Origin of the sequence: Streptomyces sp. BB1-1-1 (assembly GCF_031597775.1) — a bacterium.
Lineage (GTDB): Bacteria > Actinomycetota > Actinomycetes > Streptomycetales > Streptomycetaceae > Streptomyces > Streptomyces thinghirensis.
Window position 1 is genome coordinate 3,604,488 of sequence record NZ_CP134203.1, and the last position, 20,140, is coordinate 3,624,627.

Sequence of the window (20,140 nt, forward strand, 5' to 3'; positions counted from 1 at the left end):
ATGCCCGTGCCTACGAGGTGATGTCCTTCGCCGTGAACCGCGCCCAGGCCGCCGAGCCTAACACCGCCGCGTAGAGGGCCTGGAGGCCGAGGTTCTTCACCAGGTCGTCCCAGTAGACCGGTTCGCGCATCAGGTCGGCGAAGGACAGCCAGTAGTGCGAGAAGAAGTACGGCTGGAGCGCGTCGAGCTGCGGGATCTGGTCGAGGATCTGGACGGTGATCAGCAGCCCCACCGTGGTCGCCATCGCCGCGATGCCACTGCCGGTCAGGGTCGAGACGAACAGGCCGAGGGCCGCGACACCGACGAGCGAGGCGGCCACGACCAGGGCGATCAGCAGGGCGCGGCCCAGGCCCTCGGCGTAGGTGATCCGGGTGCCGGAGATGGTGGTCAGTTCACCGACCGGGAACAGCAGCGCCCCGACCACGAGCGCCGAGACCGCGACCACCAGGGTGGCGGCGAGGCAGAAGGCGATCACCGTGGCGTACTTGGTGAGCAGCAGCCGGGTGCGGCCGGCCGGGGCGACCAGGAGGTAGCGGAGCGTACCCGCGTTCGCCTCGCCCGCGATCGCGTCGCCCGCGACGACGCCGATGGCCATCGGCAGGAAGAACGGGAGGGTCGCGGCGAGCGCGGTGAAGACCAGGAACAGGCCGTTGTTGCTGATCTGCGAGATGAACGCCGGGCCCGCGCCGCCGCCACCACCGCCTCCGCCTCCGCCTCCGCCGAACGACGCCCCGTCGCTCGTCTCGATCTTCACGGCGATCCCCACCAGGACCGGCACGGCGGCCAGCACGCCCAGCAGGGCGAGGGTGCGCCAGCGCCGGAAGGTGATCAGCAGTTCGCTGCGGAGCAGCCCGAAGGACCACAGCGGACTCGGGGCGCGCACCGCGCTCGGCACCTCGGCCCGCGACGTATCAGCCCGCGACATCGAAGCCCTCCCCGGTGAGCGCCACGAACGCGTCCTCCAGGGAGGCACGCTCCACTCCGAAGCCTCGGACCCGGACACCGGCCGCGACCAGGGCGGCGTTCAGGTCGGCGAGGTCGCGGTCCGGTGGCTCCGCCGTCACCCGGTCCTCGGCGACGACCACGTCCCCGGCCCCCTGCTCCTTCAGCACCCTGGCCGCCTCCCCCGCGTCCGGCGTGGTCACCACCAGCCGGCCGCGCGCCCCGGCCGCGAGGTCGGCGACCGCGCCCTGGCTGATCAGCCGCCCCTGCGCCATCACGGCGGCGTGCGTGCACACCTGCTCGATCTCGTCCAGCAGGTGGGAGGAGAGGAAGACGGTGGTGCCGTCGGAGGCCAGTTCCCGCACGAGCGCGCGGATCTCGCGCATGCCCTGGGGGTCGAGCCCGTTGGTCGGCTCGTCCAGGACGAGCAGGCGGCGCGGCTGGAGCAGTGCCGCGGCGAGCCCGAGGCGCTGCTTCATGCCGAGCGAGTACGCCTTCGCCTTCTTGCCGGCGGCGGCCGCGAGGCCCACCCGGTCCAGCGCCGCACCGACGCGCTCTCGCCGGGTGCGCGGGTCGGCGGCCGGGTCGGCGGCGTCGTAGCGCAGGAGGTTGTCGCGTCCGGAGAGGAAGCCGTACAGGGCGGGGCCCTCGATGAGGGCGCCGACCTGGGGCAGTACGGTGCGGGCCGCGCGCGGCATGGGCCGGCCCAGGACCCGGGCGGTGCCCGAGGTGGGCTCGATCAGGCCCATCAGCATGCGGATGGTGGTGGTCTTGCCGGAGCCGTTCGGGCCGAGGAAGCCGAAGACGCTGCCCGCCGGGACGGTCAGGTCCAGACCGTCGACGGCGAGCTGTCCGCCGCGGTAGCGCTTGGTGAGCGCCCGGGTTGCGATGACGGCGTCATCCGCGCTGTCCCCCTGGTCCGGACTCTCCGCTTCCGTGGCGGACGCTTCGGCCATCGGCTCCCTCGCTTCGTCGTCGTAGCTGCTCCGTGCTGATGCCCGACGCCGGACGCCAGGCCCGGCGCCCGGCGCCTGACGCCCGACGCCTGACGCCTGACGCCCGACGCGACCCGACGCCTGACCACCTTGACCTGACGCCTACTGGGCCGCGTCGGCCGCCTTCACCAGCGCGTCCTTGGTGACCGCACCGGCGTAGACCTTGCCGTCGTCCGTGATCAGGGCGTTGACCAGGCGGGTCTTGAAGACCGTGCCGGAGCCGAAGTCGCCCTTGACCTGGTCGCCGAAGGAGCCCAGGAAGCCGCCGAGGTCGCCGCCCGCGGAGGCCGTGGGCAGGCCCTGGCCGCCGGTGTCGAAGGTGGCGATCGAGTTCCAGCCCTCGCCGATGACCTTCGGGCCGTCCGTCCCCTTGAGGCCGTCCGTCCCCTTCAGGCCGTCCATCTCCTCGGCGAGGCCACCCTCGGCCTCCCGCCCGTGCTCCGGCGCCTCGGCCGCCTCGTCGGCCTCGGTGACCTTCGCACCCTCGGGCGGGGTGAAGTCGAACGTCGACGCGTCCGGCTTCGCGAAGCTGACCTTGGTGAAGCCCGCGTCCACGACGGCGGCGCCGCCGCTCGACGGGGTCAGCGTGAACTTCAGCGGCATGCCGGTCTCGGCGTCCACCGCGACGCTGATGGCGCCGACCGTGGAACCGTCCTGCTTGGGCTTGATCACCAGTCGGTACGCGTCCCGGCCGGCCACCTGCGCGGTGCCGTCGACGGTCACGGACGTGGTGTCGTCGACCGCCTTGAGGGCCTGGTCGGCGAAGTCCTTCGGGGTGGCCGGCACCTCCTTCTCCGGCTGCTCGGCGCTGCCGGACGTGGTGGCGTGGTAGACCTCGTTGGACTTGCTGTCGTAGCCCCAGACGTCCTTGCCGTCGTGGATCAGGCTGTACTCGGCGGCGTTCTCCAGCAGCGACAGCTTCTGCCGGTCGGGGCCGTCGGCGGCGACCCGCAGCGTGTGGGTGCCGGACACCAGCTCGGTGAGCTTGGCCGAGGGGTCGGCGGCGGAGCCGCCCTCGTCCCCGCCCGAACCCGGGCCGCCGGACATACCGGACATCAGGCCGCTCTCCAGGCCGCCGAGGTCCGGTAGGCCCAGGTCGGTGCTGATCTTGACCGTGCCGGACAGCTGCTCGACGTCCGACTTGGCGATCTTCTCTATGAGCTGCTCCGCCGTGACCTTCGGAAGGTCGGGGTCCCCGGAGTCGGCGAGCGCGGGGACGAGGCCGATCGTCGCGGCCGCCACTCCCATCACCGCGACCGGGACGACGTACCGCGCGGCCCTGCGCCGTCCGGCGCGCAGCTCCTCGCCCTCCCCGGCGGTCGTGTTGTCGTCGGAATCGATCGGTGCCATGTGTGCCCTACCTCCGTCGTCGGCGGCGGCTGTCCCACGATCTCGCGCTCGTTCACCCGTGAGCCGCCATTCTCACCCGAATCGGTGAGGATTGGTGTTTCCGTGGTGTCCATCTGACCAAATCGGCCAAGCGGAATCGTCAGACCGCGGGCTCAACTCCGCCTACTCCTGCGGGATGACACGGAGGGGTCGCGGCTCCCCCGGCCCGTAGGGGGCGGGGTAGGCGGCCGGGCGCTCAGCCGGCCCGGTGCACCACGGCGTCGCACAGTTCCACCAGCGCGGACTTCGCCTCGCACTCCTTGAGCGGGGCCAGCGCCGCCCGGGCGTCCTTGGCGTACCGCACGGTGTCCCGCCGCGCCTGCTCCAGCGCGGGGTGGGCGCGCAGCAGCCGCAGCGCCTCCGCGTGCCGCGCGTCGTCGCTCAGGTCGGAGTCCAGCAGCTCGCACAGGGCGATGTCCTCGGCGAGCCCCAGCCGGGCCGCCCGCTCGCGCAGCCGCAGCACCGGGAGGGTCGGGATGCCCTCACGCAGGTCGGTGCCGGGCGTCTTCCCCGACTCGTGGGAGTCGGAGGCGATGTCCAGGACGTCGTCCGCGAGCTGGAAGGCGACGCCGAGCCGCTCGCCGTACTGGGTGAGCACGTCCACGACCGTCTCGTCGGCGCCGGACATCATCGCGCCGAACCGGCAGGAGACCGCCACCAGCGAGCCCGTCTTGCCGCCCAGCACGTCCAGGTAGTGGTCGACCGGGTCCCGGCCGTCCTGCGGCCCCGCCGTCTCCAGGATCTGGCCGGTGACGAGCCGTTCGAACGCCAGGGCCTGCACGCGGACCGCCTCGGGACCGAGGTCGGCGAGGATCTGTGAGGCGCGGGCGAAGAGGAAGTCGCCGGTGAGGACCGCGACCGAGTTGTCCCAGCGGGTGTTGGCGCTGGGCACGCCGCGCCGTACGGCGGCCTCGTCCATCACGTCGTCGTGGTACAGGGTGGCGAGGTGGGTCAGCTCGACGACGACGGCCGAGGGCACGATCCCGGGGGCGTACCGGTCGCCGAACTGAGCGGAGAGCATCACCAGCAGTGGCCGGAAACGCTTGCCGCCGGCCCGCACCAGATGCTGGGCGGCCTCCGTGATGAACGGAACCTCGCTTTTGGTTGCCTCAAGCAACCCTTCCTCGACCGCAACCAATCCGGCCTGGACATCGGCTTCCAGAGCCTGGTCCCGCACGCTCAGCCCGAACGGCCCGACGACGGTCACGAGGGGTCTCCTGTCTGCTGGTGTCTACTGGCGATTACCTGGTTTGTCGATAGGTCGCTGCCACCACTCAAGTCAGCGTATCCGGTCACCTTTCGATCACCGCTAGCGCCCACCGTTACAGGCCGGTCGGTATCGGATCATGCACAGTATGTTTTTGATCAGGTGATATGAGCAGATATCGATCGCAATCACCAGGGGCCGGAACCCGCCACCGAAGATCACATCACCCCTCCCAACGGCCCGCACTCCGAATACGTCACCCGCTCGGGTCACCCCGATCCCGCCCCGAACGGATGCCCGCACAGCACACGGAAACACCGGCCGGGGCGGGGTCGGAGACGAGAGACGCGCGGCGGCCGACCCACCCGACCGCCGGCCGGAACCCGAAACCCTCCCCACCTACGGGCGATTGACTCCGAGTTGGCATTAATGCCCGATTTGCCAGCCTTGCTGAGGCGGGTGAGTTGGCTCACTTCGCCCCACCTGTAGGCAACCCTGCCGCCGACCGTGCCCTCCCTTTGCCCCGCAAGCCAGTTGAGGCTTGGCAGCCGCAAAGGATCAAGCACCTCAAACACCTCAGACCAAGGTCAACAGGCGCGTTGGGTGATTCCTGCACTTGTTTCGGACATGTGCTCTCGCATACGTTCCCGGCCTGTCGGGCGGACGCCGAATCCTGCCACCGCCCGGACGCACAGTCATCCGCCAACAAACTCGCAGGCAGGAGCGGGGGACCCAGGTAAGTCGCCGCACCGGTCACCACCGGAGCGGCTAGGGGTGAAGCCGTGCCCGTCAGGGCCCGGCCGGGCACCTCCCCGCCCGAACCCGACAGCTCACCTCGCAGGCGTAAGGAGAGGGACTCAAGCATGTCTGCCAACGGTCATAACCGTCACGCCCGCACCGCCCGCCTCGCCCGGAAGCTCGCCGTGGCCGGCACCGGCGCCGCCGTGCTCGCCCTGCCGCTCATCGGGGCCACCAGCGCCTCCGCGGCCACTCCGGCCGCCACCACGGCCGCCGCGACCGCCACCACGGCCGCGACGACGTACCCGGACAACCTCGACGGCTGGATCCGTGAGTCGCTCGACATCATGGCCCAGCACGGCATCCCCGGCTCGTACGAGGGCATCCACCGCAACATCATGCGGGAGTCGTCCGGCAACCCGCTGGCCATCAACAACTGGGACATCAACGCCATCAACGGCACCCCGTCCAAGGGCCTGCTCCAGGTGATCGACCCGACCTTCCAGGCGTACCACGTGCCCGGCACCTCCTGGGACCCGTACGACCCGGTCGCCAACATCACCGCCGCCTGCAACTACGCGGCCGACCGGTACGGCTCGATGGACAACGTCTTCGGCGCGTACTGAGCCGTAATACGGGGCTCTGCGCCCTAACACCGGGCTCTACGCCGTAATAGCAGGCTCTGCGCCGTATCACGAAGCTCTGAAGATCCGTTCGAGGACGACGGCCACGCCGTCGTCCTCGTTCGTCAGGGTGACCTCGTCGGCCACCGCCTTGAGTTCGGGGTGGGCGCCCGCCATCGCGACACCGTGGGCCGCCCAGTCGAACATGGGGATGTCGTTGGGCATGTCCCCGAAGGCGATCGTCCGTCGGCGGCTCACGCCCAGGCGCTCGGCGGCCAGCGCCAGGCCGGTGGCCTTGGTGATGCCGCACGGCTGGAGCTCGACCGTCCCCGGACCCGACATCGTGACCGTGGCGAGGGAACCGACCACCGCGCGCGCCGTCGCCGCCAACTCGTCGTCGGACAGCTCGGGATGGCGCAGCAGCACCTTGCTGATCGGCGCGCTCCACAGCTCGTCGCGCCGCTCGACCCGCACCGCGGGCAGCGTCGGGTGAGGCATCAGGTAACCCGGCTCGATGAGGGTCAGGCCGTCGACACCGTCCTGGTCGACCGCCGCGTGCACCTGCCCCACCTCGGCCTCGATCTTGCCGAGCGCGGTCTCGGCCAACTCCCGGTCCAGGGTGACCGACCACAGCATCCGGTGCGCGCCGGCGTCGTACACCTGGGCGCCCTGGCCGCACACCACGAGCCCCGTGCAGCCGAGACGGTCGAGCAGGGGCCGCACCCGGGGCGCCGGCCGCCCCGTCACCACCAGATGCCGCGCACCGGCCCCGGCCACCCGCGCCAGCGCGGCCAGTGACCGGCCGGACACGGTGTCGTCGCCGCGGAGCAGCGTGCCGTCGAGATCGGTGGCGACGAGTGAATACGCGGTGCGGTCCATGATCAGAGAATACGGACACCGCACCTGTCCGACTCACCCGCGATCGCTTCCGAACGAGGAGGCGCGAGGTCGGCACGAGTCCGCACGAGTACGGCACGAGTGCGCACGAGGACGCACGTTCGTGTCCGAAACCTGGCACATCATCGGCTAAAGCCGGTTAAAGGCCTGTGCACCGGTTGGCAACAACATGGTCCGCTACCTACCGGCCGGACGGCACCCGGGGGTACCTTCCTTTTGTCCAGGGGGGACTTGATCGGGGGGTCGGGTTGAACAGCGGACGTGTGCGTGTGCTCAGGCCGGAGGAACTGGGCGAGGGGGAACGGGAGCACTGGCGCGAGCTGCGCGCCAAGTCGACGGCACCACGCAATCCGTTCATGGAACCGGAGTTCACCGACGTCGTGGGCCGGGTGCGGCCGCGGGCACGGATCGCGGTGGTGTACGACGGCGGTGAGGCGGCCGGTTTCCTGCCGCACGAGCGCGGACCGCTGGGTCAGGGCCGGGCCATCGGACTCGGGGTCTCGGACTGCCAGGGCGCGGTGCTGCGCCCCGGCCTCACCCCGGACACCCGCGAACTGCTGCGGGCCTGCTCCCTGTCGAGCTTCGCCTTCGACAACCTGGAGGCGGAGCAGCGGTTGTTCGTACCGCACGCCGCCGAGGAGCACACCACCTACGTCATCGACGTGGAGAAGGGCTACGAGGCGTACGAGAGCGGGCTGCGCGACCGGTCGCCGAAGTTCCTCAAGACCACCCTCGCCAAGGAACGCAGGCTCGGCCGTCAGGTCGGGGACGTGCGTTTCGTGTTCGACGAGCGGGACCCGGCCGCGCTGCGCACGCTCATGGAGTGGAAGTCGGCGCAGTACCGCAGGACGGGACGCCGGGACCGGTTCGCGCAGGAGTGGATCACGCGGCTCGTCGGGCGGCTCGCCAGGACCCGGGCGCCGGAGTGCACCGGCACGCTGTCCGTTCTCTACGCCGACGGCCGACCGGTCGCCGCCCACTTCGGACTGCGCTCGGCGACGGTCCTGGCGTGCTGGTTCCCGGCTTACGACCCGGAGTTCGCCAAGTACTCGCCGGGTCTTGTCCTGCATCTGCGGATGGCCGAGGCAGCCGCCGGCCAAGGCATCGGCATGCTCGACATGGGACGGGGTTCGGCGGAGTACAAGGACGCGCTGAAGACCGGTGACCTGCCCGTGTACGAGGGGGCGGCGACGCGCGTGGGGGCGGGCGCCGCGCTGCACTGGCTCGGCCGCGAGCCGGCCCGCCGCGCGCACGGCTTCGTGCGCGACCGGCCCCGGCTGGCGTCGCTGGCGGTACGGACGTTGAGGGGCGCGGCCCGGCTGCGCCGGTCGTGACGGAGGGCAACCACGAGGGGGTGGGCGCATGGCCGGTGAGCGGCGTGCGTCGCGAGAGACACGGCAGGAGATAGCAGGGTTCCTGAGCATCGGGCCGGTGCAGGTCGCCGAGCTGGATCTCGGCCCCGAGGGAGAGGGGAGGGCCGCGGGCGCCGAGGGGGCGGAGCTGAGACCCGGTCCGGGCAGCCCGCCGGTGACGACCGGCGCGGTGTTCGTCCTGGTCAGACGGGCGGGCCGGCCCGTCGGTACCGTGCTCGGACAGGTGCCCGAGGGCGCGGATCCCACGGAGGTGCTGTCCGGGCTCGCCCGGAAACTGCCGCAGGGGGCGCCGCCCGAGCCGTTGCCCCGGCCGCCGTCCGCCAGTGTCGTGGTCGCCACCCGGGAACGCGCGGACCAGCTCGCCCGCGCGCTGGACTCGCTGCTCGCGCAGGACCACCCGGACTTCGAGATCGTCGTCGTCGACAACGCGCCCGTGACCGAGGAGACCCGGGAGCTGGTCGAGCGCAAGTACGGCGAACGGGTGCGGTACGTGTGCGAACCGGTGCCCGGACTCGCCATCGCCCACAACCGGGGTCTCGCGGTCGCACGGGGCGCGGTAGTCGCCTTCACCGACGACGACGTGGTCGCCGACCCGCGCTGGCTCACCGAGCTGACCGCGCCCTTCGCCGCCGACCCGCGTCTGGGCTGCGCCACGGGGCTGATCCTGCCCGCGCGGCTGCGCACTCCCGCCCAGGTGCTCCTGGAGAGCCACGGCGGCTTCGCGAAGGGGTTCACCCCGCGGACGTACGACCCCGAGCACCCGCCCGCCGACGAGCCGCTGTTCCCGTTCACCGCGGGCCGGTTCGGCTCCGGCGCCAACATGGCCTTCCGCACGGAGGTGTTGCGAGCGGTCGGCGGCTTCGACCCCGCGACCGGCGCGGGCACGCGCGCGCGGGGCGGCGACGACCTCTACGGCTTCGTCCGCGTCCTCGCCCAGGGGCAGCGGCTGCGCTACACCCCGCACGCACTGGTCTGGCACCACCACCGGGAGACCTGGCGGGACCTGGAGACCCAGGCCTACGGCTACGGCGCGGGCCTCACCGCGTATCTCACGGCGATCCTGGTGAACCGGCCCGCGCTGCTGCCGGCCTTCCTCGCCCGGGTGCCGGGCGGACTGGCGCACGCGCGAGGGCTGACCGCCGTACGCGCGACCGGTGAGGGTGCGGACGCGGCGGCGGAGGGGCCGGGCGGGCACGACTCCCGTACGCATCCCTGGCCGCGGCGCCTGTCCCGGTTGCAGCGCCGGGGCATGCTGTACGGCCCCGTCGGCTATCTGCGGGCCCGTCGCGCCCTGCGTACGGTCGGACTGGAGGCGCGATGAGCGAGGCGTCCGAGACTCCGGGGGCGGCCGGGGCTCCGGGAGCGGCGGAGACCCCGAGGACGGCGGAGACTCCGAGGGCGGCCGGGGCGCGGGAAGGCGTTCCCGCGGCGGGCGGGCCGGACGGACGGGGCGGGCCGGACCGACCGGGCGGCGGGCCGGGAGGACCGAGCGGCGGGCCGGGAGGACCGAGCGGCGGGCCGGGAGGACCGGGCGGGCACATACCCATCTTCCTCTACCACGCCGTCATGGACGATCCGCCCTCGTGGATCGCCGAGTTCACCGTCACTCCGAAGGAGTTCGCCGCCCATCTGGACGCGATCGTGGACAGCGGCATGACGCCGGTCACGATCAGCGTGCTCGCCGACCACCTCGCCGGGCGGGCGCCCCTGCCGCCCCGGCCGGTGCTGCTCACCTTCGACGACGGCTTCGCCGACCTGCCCGGCCCCACGGCCGAGGCGCTGGCCGAGCGCGCGCTGCCCGCCACCGCCTACCTCACCACCGGGGCCATCGCCCCGGGCGGTCGCAGTCTGCTGCCCCCGGCCCCGATGATGACCCTGGACGCGGCGGCGGAGCTGGAACGTTCCGGCATGGAGATCGGCAGCCACACCGTCACCCACGCCCAGCTCGACACGCTGTCCGCCAAAGGGCTGGCGTACGAACTGCGCACGTCCAAGGCCACGCTGGAGGACGCCCTCGGGCATCCGGTCCGCCACCTCGCCTACCCGCACGGCTACAACAGCGCGAAGGTGCGGTCGTTGTCGGCCCGCGCCGGGTACGAGACGGCGACCGCCGTGCGGCACGCGCTCAGTTCCGACCGCGACGAGCGGTACCGCATCGCCCGGCTCATCGTGCGGCGGAGCCACACGGTCGCCGACGTCGAGGCGTGGCTGGCGGGAGGGGGCGTCCGGATCGCCCCCTACCGCGACGGGCCGAAGACGGTCGCGTGGCGGTGGTACCGGCGGGGGCGTGCCATGGTGCGGGGGCCCGAGTTCGCCGGCTGACCTCGGTCACTCGAGTGGCTGGTTGAGGTGGGGGTCGGCGACCACCTTGCGCAGACTGGCCCACGCCCGGTCGTTGGCCACGGCCAGATTGCAGTTCGGTCCCGGGTCGCGGTAGTTCCACTGGAGGGCGGCCTTGACGCCCTCCAGTTCCTTGAGCACGCGGGGCACCTGCGCGTACCAGTCCGCCTGCCGGTCCGGCCGCTTCGGGTCGGAGGCGCTGCCGAACTCCGAGAGCATCAGGGGCTTGTCGTCGGAGAGGTTGGCGCGGATCCAGTCGTGGGTGGCGTGCTGCGTCTGGGCGAAGCTGAGCCAATCCGTCTTGTGGCAGAGGTAGTAGTTGTACTGGTTGTAGCCGATCCAGTCGACGTACTCGTCCCCCGGGTACATGCTCTTGAACAGGTCGGCGTGGTCCAGGTAACCGGTGATGATCCAGGTCCACACGACGTTGTCGACGCCCAGCTCGCGGAACCGGTCGTGGATGTGCCGGTAGGCCCGCACGTAGTCGGCCGGTGTGCCGTTGTCCGGGGTGCGGGTGTCCATCTCCAGGTCGAAGGAGAGGAACACCTTCTTCCCCGTGCGCTGCCCGTACTCCTTGATGCGCTGGGCCTGGACCTCGATCACGGAGTCGTCCAGGTCGCCGGCGGCTATCTGCTTCCAGGTGGGCTGCTGCTGCTTGGTGCCGCCCCACCACTTGCTCTCCCAGGAGAGCAGCAGCATGCGGTCCTCGCCGACGCGCTGCTCCTGCTCGGTGAGGAGCTGGCCTTCCAGACGGGTCTCCGTGACCGCGGACATGTCGTGGTACGTGTACACGATGTCGAGCCCGCGCCCGACGTTCTTCTCGTACTCGTGCACCTTCTCGGCCAGGTCGGACTTGTCGTGCGGCACGAACGCGCCGAACCAGGCGCCACAGGGCGGTTCGAGCAGCTCGGTCGGGCGGCACTTCGCGTCGTCGGCCGGGTCGGCGGGGCCGGAGGCGTCGCGCAGGGCGAGCACCGCGACCAGGACCGCGCACGTGGCCGTGATGGACGTGATCAGCAGTCTGCGCCGGCCCGGTCCCCTGCGGTCTCTGGGGGGCTTGGGGGGCTTGGGCCGGCGGTGCTGTCCGGTCGTCGTCGAGTCTCCGGCCGGGCGGCGAGCGGGACGGGCGAACCTCACAGAGTGGAACCCTTCCGTGTCCTCGGCGCCGTCCCCGGCGCCGTGCTGGGCGTCGGCGGGGAGGCACGCAGGCGCGGGCAGAACGCGGCGAGCGTGGTCAGCAGGGTGAGCGTCAGCAGGACGCGGTCCCCGCTGAAGGCGTGCGCGGCTATCAGTACCGTGGCGACGAGCATCGCGGCGCTCACGCTCAGCAGGACGGCCAGCATCAGCCGTTCCAGCAGGTCGGAGTGGCGTTCGAAGTTCGGGTCCCAGCGCTCGACGGGGGCTTCGGCACGGCGGGCCCGCAGCGCGGGGCCGCAGATCCCGACCAGGGCGGCGCCCGGGCCGACGGCCAGGAACGCGGCGACGGCCGCGCCGCGCAGTGGTGAGCCGCCGGGCAGGGCGAGCGCGGCGAGCGCCAGCCAGCCGGCGAACGGGGGCAGCATACGGATCACGAGGTCCTGCGGTGTCATGGCGTCCTGCGGTGTCGTGGCGTCCTGCGGTGTCATGGCTGACTCGCTCCCCTTCTCAGCTCGCCGGTTTCAGGACGTAGAGCACGCCGGCACTGTTCTCGGCGATCAGCTCGAACCTCGGTGACGCCGCCACGGACTCCCGTACGCGCGCCAACTGCGCCTTGTCCAACTGGCCGTTCATCTCGGAGTTGGCCGTCTGCCCCTGGGTGAGCAGGAAGTAGGCGCGTGCCGGTGCTTCCACGGCGGCCATGTCGCGGGCCAGGACGGCGGCCGGGTCGCGGACTATCTCGTCGACGTGGCGTCGGTCGTCGTCGAGGAACCAGTAGTGGTCGACTCTCCAGTACTGCTCGTAGGCGAGCGGGTAGTTCCGGTTGGCGGCGACGACCAAGGAATCGTCGGGCGCCTGGTCGAAGAGCTGCTGGACGAGGGCGACTTCCCGGGGCGGGAAGTAGTTGATGCGGTCCTTGCCCGAGTAGCTCGGTACGAAAGCGAGGGTCCCGGCAAGCAGCACGAGCGGCGGCACCCACGCGCCGTATCGCAACGGGGGCAGGGAAGGCAGTGGCAGGCGGCGGCGTCGGGCCGTGGTGGCCGGCGAGCGTCCGCCCGTCTCCCACGCGGCGGCGTCGGCGGCCAGCGTGCGGACCTTGGGCAGCAGCGCGGCGGCGGCGAAGAAGGCCGCGCCGGGCAGCGTGAACATCAGGACCCGGAAGATCATCTCGCTGCCGTAGCTGCTCGCCACGAACATCGGCAGCGGCGCGGCGGCGACCAGCAGCAGCGGCAGCGCCCGGTGCCGCAGCACCCGTTGGCGCAGTACACCCACCAGCGCGAGCAGGAGCACGGAACCCGAAAGCAGCCGGGCCGCCCAGGAGGTCGCCACCGCTCCGGTGCCGGTGGGGGTGGCCCCGTACCCGGTCTCGACGTTGGCGCCGACGTCGCCGATGGAGCGGATCATGTCCGGCATGGCGGCGGACAGGAAGGGCAGCGCGGCCGTGAGGCACCAGGCCAGGAAGATCACGGCCGTCGTGACCGCCGGGACCCAGTGGCGGTAGCGGCGCGTGAAGACCAGCGCGACGAGCGTGACGACGAGCATGCCGGGTGTCAGCTGGTGCGAGACGACGATGGCGGTGACCAGCACGCTGAGCAGTACGGTCCACACGGCCTGCCCCTGCCGGCCGCCCCGTCCGCCGGAGCGGCCGTAGCGGCGCAGTACGACCGCGATGACGCCCAGGTGGAGGACGAAGGCCACGGACTGCGGGGAGAAGTAGTCCTGGCCCACCCAGTTGGCGACGCAGAACAGCCACACGGCGGTCCAGATCAGCCGCCGGTCCTCGGTGAAGGTCCGGTAGATCAGCAGCAGCGGGAGCAGCAGCAGCACGCTGGAGGCCAACGGCCACCAGGCCATGTACATCGCGGCGTTGTCCACACCCAGCAGCCGCACCAGCGCCGCCTGGGCGGCGAAGAAGCCGGGCCACTGGTCGTAGACGGCCATGTCGCCGAGCTGGTCCGCGGTCTGCAGACCGCCGGACGTCAGCAGATGGTCGATGACCGCGTCGTGCTTCCACGCCCACGCGTAGAGCGGGGTCGGGTAGAGAACGGCCTGGGTGGCCCGCTCCATCACCAGCAGGCCCAGGACGTACGCGAGGGACCAGCCGTTGCGACGGCGCGGGTCGCGGACCGTGAGCCAGAAACCCGCGGTGAGCACGGCGAGGCCGGCCCAGAAGGTGGGGTGCAGGGCGCTGACCAGGCCGTAGTCGTCCAGGGCGGACACGTCGGTGTGCCGCATCGCGTAGCCCCACAAGGCCAGGGCGACGAGGAGGGGCACGGCAGGCCAGGCGGCGGCCATGCGGGTCGGCCAGGCGGCGGGAGCGAGGTCGGACAGATCCGTCACGGGCAGCTCGGCGGCGGAGCCGGAGGGCTCCGGGGTAGAGGGGCGGTGGGCGCGTGCGGTACTCCCCCGGCCCGGCCGGGCGGATGCTTCGTCCGAGGTCGTGGTGGCCGACTCCTGCGAGGCGCGGGGCCGCTCCTGCGAGGTGCGGGGCTCCTCGGCTGCTTCCGGCGCGTCCCGGTTCGACGCGTCCCGGGGTTCCTGCCCGGGCGCGGGCTCTGGTGCGGATCTCTCCCGTGGAGTTGCTGGCGGACGCACGACGGTTCCCCCCTGGCGATTCGGCTCTGTGCTTGATCAGTCCCTGGACATGCCGTTCGGTCTGGTGTGGTGCGGGGGCTCCGTCATAGCTGTCTTGCCGACCGCGTCGATCGCGCCCGTCAAGGCCGTCGCGTCCGTCAGGCCCGTCGCGTCCGTCGCGCTCGTCGTTTCCGTCGCGTCCGTCGCGTCCGTCGCGTCCGTCATGAAGGACGGGCGGCGCAGGGACAGGAGCAGGACGACGAGGACGAGCAGCAGGAGGAGAGGCGGCGCGATCGGCGCGAGCTCCTGACGCCAGACCCAACCCCCCACCGCGACGAGATACAGAACCCCCCAGCGTCCCTGCCACGGCAGCCGGCCGCCCGCCTTAGCGAGCAGCAGCCACAGCGGTACGAGACACAGCAAATGCAGGACGAGCGGAGTCCAGCGCAGCAGTGGGCCTGGCCCGTCGAGCCCCGCCGCTTCCGCAAGAAATCCGGCCGTCTCGGTGTATAACGTCCCACCGACCGCCTCCGGTTCCCGGCCGAGCGCCACGGGCGCCGCGTGCAGGGCCAGGACGGCGGCGCCAAGTGCGCCACCGGGCAGCCACGGGTCGGGCGAGGCGCACAACGTCACGGCCGCCACGAACACCACGAGGATCAGGGCCCCGGCGACCAGTGCCGGCAGCGGAATCCCCCGCAACAGCTCCTGCCCGGTGAGTTCGGCCCCGACCTCTGAAGCGCCGCCCAGCCACGGCAAGTCGCGCAACGCCACCAGGAAGACGATGGTGGCGACGCCGAGCAGCAGCCACAGGGCAGGCCTCAGAAGCCGCTCGGGGATCGCCCCGATCCCGCCGTCGTCATCGCCCTCCGCGAAGGCGCCGTCAGCGTCGCCGTGGCGGTGGTCGCCGTCTCCGTCGCCGTCGCCTTCGGGGCGGGAGCGGGAGCCGGGGCCCGAGTCCGCGTCGGTCGTGTGGGGCTCCTGGGGCACGTCGGTCGCGTCGGCCACCTGGGGCACCCGCAGGCCGTGCGGCACGTGCGGCGTGTGGGGCAGGTGGGCCGCGTCTGCCTCATGGGTCGCATCGGACGCGTCGGACGCAGCAGACGCATCAGACCCAGTGCTCGCGTCGGTCAAGTCCGGCGTCGGGTCCTGGCCGGACGGGAGCCCGCTCCCCGCGTCCGGGTTCCGTGGCCGCCGGACGATCACCGCAAGGGTGTCCGCCTCCAGGGCCTCCCGTTCGTACCCCGGACGCCCTATGAACAGGGCGACGGTGTCGTCCCGTGGCGCCTCGTCGGACTGCCCGTGCTCGTACGCCGCCCGCCGCGCCCAGCTCGTGCCGTACCCGGCGGTGGCGTTCAACCGGGCCCAGTGGGTGCCGTAGGAGTTGCCGGGCCCCGGCTTCCGAACGCCCCGCAGTCCGAGGCCACCGGAGGCGTCCGTTCCCCGGGGCCCACCGGAACGACCGGCTCCGTCGCTGCCGCGCAGGGTGGCCCGCAGGCCGGGCACGCAGCCGACGGCGACCACCGTCATGCCGCCGAGCACCGCCCAGCCGGCGCCCGCGATCCCGGCCGGGCTGAACAGGATCGCCGCGCTGCCCAGCACGAGGACGCACATGGTGCCCTGCACGGCGGCGAGCACGCCGGTACGCCCCTGGACGCGCAGCACGCCGATGTACAGCTCGACCACGATCCTCGGCAGCGCCCCGATGGCCAGCAGCCGCAGCACCGTGGAACCGTGCTCGGCGTAGTCCTCGTCGAAGGGCGCGAGGATCTGCGGCGCGAAGACGACCAGGAAGAGCACCACCGGCACCAGCAACAGCGTCATGCGGCGCAGCGCCCCGCGGACGCCGTCGGCGAGGCGGCGCGGGTCGTGCGAGGCGTGCGCGGTGAGGGAGGAGGCCATGTTGATGGCCATGAACTCCATCGTGCCGCCGACGGTGTACGCCACGTAGAAGTAGCCGTTCTCCGCGGCGCTGAAGTTGACCGCGACCATCACCGGGAGCAGGTTGATCATCGCCAGGCTGAACACCGCGCCCAGCGAGTCCCCGGCCAGGAACCGGCCCATCTCACGGACCTTGGGCGGCTCCACGTCGTGGTCGGCGGCGGCCTGGCGCGGGATGAGTCTGCGGAAGATCAGCCAGCCGAGCGGCAGGGTGGAGAAGGCGATGGCCACGGCCCAGGACACGAAGATGCCGAGCACCGGCAGCGTGGTGGCGAAGAGGGCCAGCAGGATCAGCTTCCCGACCGAGAACACCGCGTTCCCGGCGGGCACCCACTCCGCCTTGCGCAGCCCGGTCAGCACGCCGTCCTGGAGGGTGAGCAGCGCCCAGGCCACGCACGCCGCGACGAACAGCGCCCCCGCCTCGGCGGTGCCCAGCGGGGCGTACGAAGCGCCCCACAGGTCGAGGGTGAGCAGGAAGACGACGGCGGCCACGGCGACGACCACCGAACTGGCCGCGTACGCCCGCCACACCAGCGGCCCGGTCGCGCGGCCGGCCCGCGGTACGAAGCGGACCACGGCGCCGATCATCGTGGTCGCCGTGATGCTGGCGAGCAGCCGCATGGCGGCGATGGCGGCGGAGCCCTGCCCGACGGCCTCCTCCGAGTAGTAGCGGGCGGCCACGAGCCAGAAGCCGAGGCCGAGCACGGCGGAGACGCCGGTGCTGAGCATCAGGAAATAGGCGTTCTTGAAGAGCGAGTCGCCTCCGTGCCCGCTCCCGGACGGCGTCGGGCCACCGCCCGCGGGTGCCGCCGCGGTCTCGTGCACCTGGGTCTCAGCCACCGGTCGGAACCAGCCCTTCGGGTGCCTCGGCCGGTCGTACTCCGGACTCCTCCAGCGCGGCGACGGCCGCACGGGCGCGCAGCGGATCCACGGGCAGCGCGTGCCGCGCGAACCAGCGCGCCCCCTCCGGAGAGGGTGACGGGTCGGTGAAGGCGGCGCCCGCGTAGTCGTCCAGCGGCGGATCGTAGAGGTAGCCGACGACGATGCCGCGCCGGGCCAGCGCCCGCACCGCCGCGTCCCGGTCCGCCACGAGCAACGGCACGCGGAACAAGGGCTGCGCGGCGTTCGGTGATCGGCTCCTCGCCCCCTCCCACCCGGCCGGATTCGCCCAACGCGTCGACAGCAGCAGCTCCGTACCCGCACGGCAGTCGGCGAGTACGTCGTCCAGCCGGTCGAGCCCGCGTCCGATGCGCCCGAGCCGGAACCGGCCGGCGCGCAGCCGGTAGTCGTGCATGTCGACGCGGACCCAGGGGTCGTGGGCGTCGAGGGAGTCCCGGGCGTCGAGGTCGGAGGCCGAGGCGACCGCGCGGGTCAGCTCCTCCGGACGCAGCGGCATCCGGATCTCCTCCCGCTCCATCAGCCCCAGCAGCCGCATCGCGGCCCAGGCGGTCCGCCGCAGCCGCAGCCCGCGCACGGCGGCCTCCGCGTACGGCCGTACGGCGTAGGCGAGTTCGGCCGTGGTGCGGCGCGGCAGCAGCAGGTCGTCGCAGGCCTTCGCCAGCGCGTCCCGCAGCCCCGGGTCGGCGACCGCGAGGATTCCCCCGGCCTTGGCACCGACGTGCTTGGACAGGCTGAAAACGGAGGCATCCCCCCAAGAGCCGACCGGCCGCCCGCCCACCTCGCTGCCGATGGCGTGCGCCGCGTCCTCGAACAACGGGATGCCCAACGCGTCGCAACGGGCCCGCAGTCCGGGCGCCGGGTCCGGGTTGCCGTACAGGTTGGTCGTCACTACGGCGGACAGCGAACCCCACACCTCCGCGGGCACGGCATCGATGTCGATGGACGCGTCCGACGGATTCAACGGCGCCTGCACCGGCCGCAGTCCGGCCGCGAGCACGACGAAGAAGATGACGTCGTCGTTGACCGGCGACATCAGCACCCGGCCGCCCGGCGGGCACCAGTGACGCAGTGCCGCGTACAACCCGAAACGGCATGACGGTACGTACACGCATTCTCGGCCGAGTCGGCTGCGCATGGTCTCTTCCAGCCGCTTCCTCGGCTGCGAACCATCCCGCACCGAACCCGGACCGGCCTCCCCAATGGCCATCCGCCCCCCTGGTGTGCCATCGAAAGCCCCCTCCCCGAGGCCTTCCGGCACCCGCCCAGAGTCGCCCCGTTCGCACCGCTCCGTCAAGATTGCGTACCGGCCTGTGGACAACTTCCCGCACACAACCGGAAGCGGAGCGCCACATCCCCGGCCGTTCGCGCGGGCGTACGCGGGCGACGGAGGAGCCTCCCCACCGGTCACTCCCCCACCTCCACGCACGGGCGCCCGGACCACTCCCCGCACGTCAGCACACCTGAACGCGCCTCCCCCGCCACGCACCGCCACCTCCCGACGCACTGCCCAAGACCGGTATGTCACCCGTAACGTGTGGCCCGACCACGAACCACGTGGCGCACCCGGCGCGCACGGCGCACATGGCGAGCACGAAAGCGAGGCAGCACCCGATGCCCCCCTTCGATGTCCCCGAGGGCGACCCCTTCGGCCCGCACAACCTTCCGTACGGCGTGTTCTCGATCCCCGGCACGCAGGAGCGGACGGTGGGCGTCCGGCTCGGCGACCACGTCCTCGACGCCGGCGCGGCGGCCCACGCACTCGGATCGCCGTACGCCTCCCTGCTCGCACGGCCCACCCTGAACCCGCTGCTGGCGGCCGGCCGCACCGCCTGGTCCGACGTACGGCGCGCGCTGACGGCCTGGGTGACGGTCCCCGCCCACCGCGCAACCCTGGAACCCCTCTTCCACCCCCTCTCCTCGGTGACGCTGCACCTGCCCTTCGAGGTCGCGGACTACGTCGACTTCTACGCCTCCGAGAACCACGCCCGGAACGTCGGCCAGATCTTCCGCCCCGACGCCGCCGACTCCCTCACCCCCAACTGGAAACACCTACCCATCGGCTACCACGGCCGCTCCGGCACGGTGGTCGTGTCCGGCACGGACGTCGTACGGCCGTCCGGGCAGCGCAAGGCCCCCACCGACGCCGCTCCCGTCTTCGGCCCGTCCGTCCGCCTCGACATCGAGGCCGAGGTCGGCTTCGTGGTGGGCGTGCCGTCCGAGCTGGGCAGCCCGGTGGCGCTCGGCGACTTCCGCGAGCACGTCTTCGGACTCTGCCTGCTCAACGACTGGTCCGCGCGGGACGTCCAGGCCTGGGAGTACGTCCCCCTCGGCCCGTTCCTCGGCAAGTCCTTCACCACCTCGGTGTCGGCCTGGATCACACCGCTGGACGCCCTGGAGGAGGCACGGGTGGCCCCGCCGGAGCGCACGCACGAACTGCTGCCCTACCTCGACGACACGGACGGGGAACTCGACGAACCCGGAGGTTACGACCTGCGGATCTCCGTCTCCGTCAACGGCCACGTCGTCTCCGAGCCGCCGTTCTCCTCCATGTACTGGACGGCCGCCCAGCAACTGGCCCACATGACCGTCAACGGCGCCTCCCTGCGCACCGGCGACCTCTACGGCTCCGGCACGGTGAGCGGTCCGGCCGACCGGGAGCGCGGGTCCCTGCTGGAGCTGACCTGGAACGGACGCGATCCCCTTGAACTCCCGGACGGCAAGCGGACGTTCCTGGAGGACGGGGACGTGGTGACCCTGGCGGCCTGGGCACCGGGGCCGGGCGGCACCCGGGTAGGGCTGGGCGAGGTGACCGGCCAGGTGGTCCCGCCACGGACCGGACGGTAACCACCGCGACTCCCGCGACTCCCGCGATTTCCGCGCACTCGGATCCATTGCCCGTCGGGGCCTGACTCACGCCGCCCGGCACCGTCATACTGGCGTCGGGCGGTGTGTGCGGCACGTCCGCGCCCGCGCGGCGAGCATCGTCACGCCGGCCCGACCGCAGTCGCACCCCAGAGACACCCCGGACACACCCCAGACGCACCACTGTCCGCACCACAGCCCAGCACAGCCCAGCACAGCCAGAGC

General features: G+C 72.2%; 15 protein-coding genes and 1 riboswitch. Of the genes, 5 read left to right on the forward strand and 10 right to left on the reverse strand.

The window, feature by feature from the left end:
• Positions 1 to 10 precede the first annotated feature (10 nt).
• From RI578_RS16540 to RI578_RS16555, 4 genes are all read right to left on the reverse strand, one after another.
• The gene (locus RI578_RS16540; protein WP_310871791.1) at positions 11 to 925 is read right to left on the reverse strand and encodes an ABC transporter permease; all 915 of its coding nucleotides are present in this window, start codon (positions 923 to 925) and stop codon (positions 11 to 13) included.
• Entirely contained in the window at positions 912 to 1,898 is a 987-nt protein-coding gene (locus tag RI578_RS16545) for an ABC transporter ATP-binding protein (protein WP_310871792.1), read from the reverse strand. The genes RI578_RS16540 and RI578_RS16545 overlap by 14 nt, the downstream gene beginning before the upstream one ends.
• 141 nt (positions 1,899 to 2,039) lie before the next feature.
• On the reverse strand, positions 2,040 to 3,287 hold the full coding sequence (locus RI578_RS16550) for a DUF2092 domain-containing protein (protein ID WP_310871793.1): 1,248 nt from the start codon (positions 3,285 to 3,287) through the stop codon (positions 2,040 to 2,042).
• 235 nt (positions 3,288 to 3,522) lie between these two features.
• Positions 3,523 to 4,533, reverse strand: coding sequence for a polyprenyl synthetase family protein (locus tag RI578_RS16555; RefSeq protein ID WP_121748595.1), 1,011 nt, complete (start codon positions 4,531 to 4,533; stop codon positions 3,523 to 3,525).
• A gap of 690 nt (positions 4,534 to 5,223) precedes the next feature.
• Positions 5,224 to 5,391, forward strand: a riboswitch (cyclic di-AMP (ydaO/yuaA leader).
• A 5-nt stretch (positions 5,392 to 5,396) separates the two neighbouring features.
• Between RI578_RS16555 and RI578_RS16560 the strand changes: the two genes are divergently transcribed.
• Positions 5,397 to 5,897: a transglycosylase SLT domain-containing protein gene (locus tag RI578_RS16560; RefSeq protein WP_310871794.1), complete on the forward strand. Its 501-nt coding sequence runs from the start codon at positions 5,397 to 5,399 to the stop codon at positions 5,895 to 5,897.
• A 66-nt stretch (positions 5,898 to 5,963) separates the two neighbouring features.
• Here the strand turns inward: RI578_RS16560 and RI578_RS16565 are convergent, their stop codons facing one another.
• Positions 5,964 to 6,773: an HAD family hydrolase gene (locus tag RI578_RS16565; RefSeq protein WP_310871795.1), complete on the reverse strand. Its 810-nt coding sequence runs from the start codon at positions 6,771 to 6,773 to the stop codon at positions 5,964 to 5,966.
• Between the two features lie 287 nt (positions 6,774 to 7,060).
• Here RI578_RS16565 and RI578_RS16570 point away from each other — a divergent pair, with 287 nt between their 5' ends.
• From RI578_RS16570 to RI578_RS16580, 3 genes are all read left to right on the forward strand, one after another.
• Positions 7,061 to 8,125, forward strand: coding sequence for a GNAT family N-acetyltransferase (locus RI578_RS16570; protein WP_399063112.1), 1,065 nt, complete (start codon positions 7,061 to 7,063; stop codon positions 8,123 to 8,125).
• A gap of 97 nt (positions 8,126 to 8,222) precedes the next feature.
• Positions 8,223 to 9,485 (forward strand): glycosyltransferase, encoded by a 1,263-nt coding sequence (locus RI578_RS16575; protein ID WP_383552298.1) that lies wholly within the window; start codon positions 8,223 to 8,225, stop codon positions 9,483 to 9,485.
• Positions 9,486 to 9,730: 245 nt separating this feature from the next.
• The gene (locus RI578_RS16580; protein ID WP_310871798.1) at positions 9,731 to 10,486 is read left to right on the forward strand and encodes a polysaccharide deacetylase family protein; all 756 of its coding nucleotides are present in this window, start codon (positions 9,731 to 9,733) and stop codon (positions 10,484 to 10,486) included.
• Between the two features lie 6 nt (positions 10,487 to 10,492).
• On the opposite strand, the gene RI578_RS16585 is transcribed toward RI578_RS16580, so the two are convergent.
• From RI578_RS16585 to RI578_RS16605, 5 genes are all read right to left on the reverse strand, one after another.
• The gene (locus RI578_RS16585) at positions 10,493 to 11,641 is read right to left on the reverse strand and encodes a glycosyl hydrolase (RefSeq protein WP_310871799.1); all 1,149 of its coding nucleotides are present in this window, start codon (positions 11,639 to 11,641) and stop codon (positions 10,493 to 10,495) included.
• Positions 11,638 to 12,129 (reverse strand): hypothetical protein, encoded by a 492-nt coding sequence (locus RI578_RS16590; protein WP_310871800.1) that lies wholly within the window; start codon positions 12,127 to 12,129, stop codon positions 11,638 to 11,640. Before RI578_RS16590 ends, RI578_RS16585 begins: the two co-directional genes overlap by 4 nt.
• Positions 12,130 to 12,148: 19 nt before the next feature.
• Entirely contained in the window at positions 12,149 to 13,936 is a 1,788-nt protein-coding gene (locus tag RI578_RS16595; RefSeq protein WP_399063115.1) for a glycosyltransferase, read from the reverse strand.
• Between the two features lie 336 nt (positions 13,937 to 14,272).
• Complete coding sequence (locus RI578_RS16600) at positions 14,273 to 16,993, reverse strand: lipopolysaccharide biosynthesis protein (protein ID WP_310871802.1); 2,721 nt, start codon at positions 16,991 to 16,993, stop codon at positions 14,273 to 14,275.
• Positions 16,986 to 18,260 carry a DegT/DnrJ/EryC1/StrS family aminotransferase gene (locus tag RI578_RS16605; protein WP_310871803.1) on the reverse strand — a complete coding sequence of 425 codons (1,275 nt, stop codon included), beginning with the start codon at positions 18,258 to 18,260 and terminating at the stop codon, positions 16,986 to 16,988. Before RI578_RS16605 ends, RI578_RS16600 begins: the two co-directional genes overlap by 8 nt.
• Positions 18,261 to 18,664: 404 nt before the next feature.
• Here RI578_RS16605 and fahA point away from each other — a divergent pair, with 404 nt between their 5' ends.
• Positions 18,665 to 19,897 carry a fumarylacetoacetase gene (gene fahA / locus RI578_RS16610; protein ID WP_310871804.1) on the forward strand — a complete coding sequence of 411 codons (1,233 nt, stop codon included), beginning with the start codon at positions 18,665 to 18,667 and terminating at the stop codon, positions 19,895 to 19,897.
• The last annotated feature ends 243 nt before the right edge of the window (positions 19,898 to 20,140 follow it).

Bases quoted from the DNA above. Each gene is read 5' to 3' on its own strand.
- RI578_RS16540 (WP_310871791.1), bottom strand. From the start codon at position 925: ATGTCGCGGGCTGATACGTCGCGGGCCGAGGTGCCGAGCGCGGTGCGC.
- RI578_RS16560 (WP_310871794.1), top strand. From the start codon at position 5,397: ATGTCTGCCAACGGTCATAACCGTCACGCCCGCACCGCCCGCCTCGCC.
- RI578_RS16565 (WP_310871795.1), bottom strand. From the start codon at position 6,773: ATGGACCGCACCGCGTATTCACTCGTCGCCACCGATCTCGACGGCACG.
- RI578_RS16590 (WP_310871800.1), bottom strand. From the start codon at position 12,129: ATGACACCGCAGGACGCCACGACACCGCAGGACGCCATGACACCGCAG.
- RI578_RS16595 (WP_399063115.1), bottom strand. From the start codon at position 13,936: ATGGCCGCCGCCTGGCCTGCCGTGCCCCTCCTCGTCGCCCTGGCCTTG.
- RI578_RS16605 (WP_310871803.1), bottom strand. From the start codon at position 18,260: ATGGCCATTGGGGAGGCCGGTCCGGGTTCGGTGCGGGATGGTTCGCAG.
- RI578_RS16550 (WP_310871793.1), bottom strand. From the start codon at position 3,287: ATGGCACCGATCGATTCCGACGACAACACGACCGCCGGGGAGGGCGAG.
- RI578_RS16580 (WP_310871798.1), top strand. From the start codon at position 9,731: ATGGACGATCCGCCCTCGTGGATCGCCGAGTTCACCGTCACTCCGAAG.
- fahA (WP_310871804.1), top strand. From the start codon at position 18,665: ATGCCCCCCTTCGATGTCCCCGAGGGCGACCCCTTCGGCCCGCACAAC.
- RI578_RS16545 (WP_310871792.1), bottom strand. From the start codon at position 1,898: ATGGCCGAAGCGTCCGCCACGGAAGCGGAGAGTCCGGACCAGGGGGAC.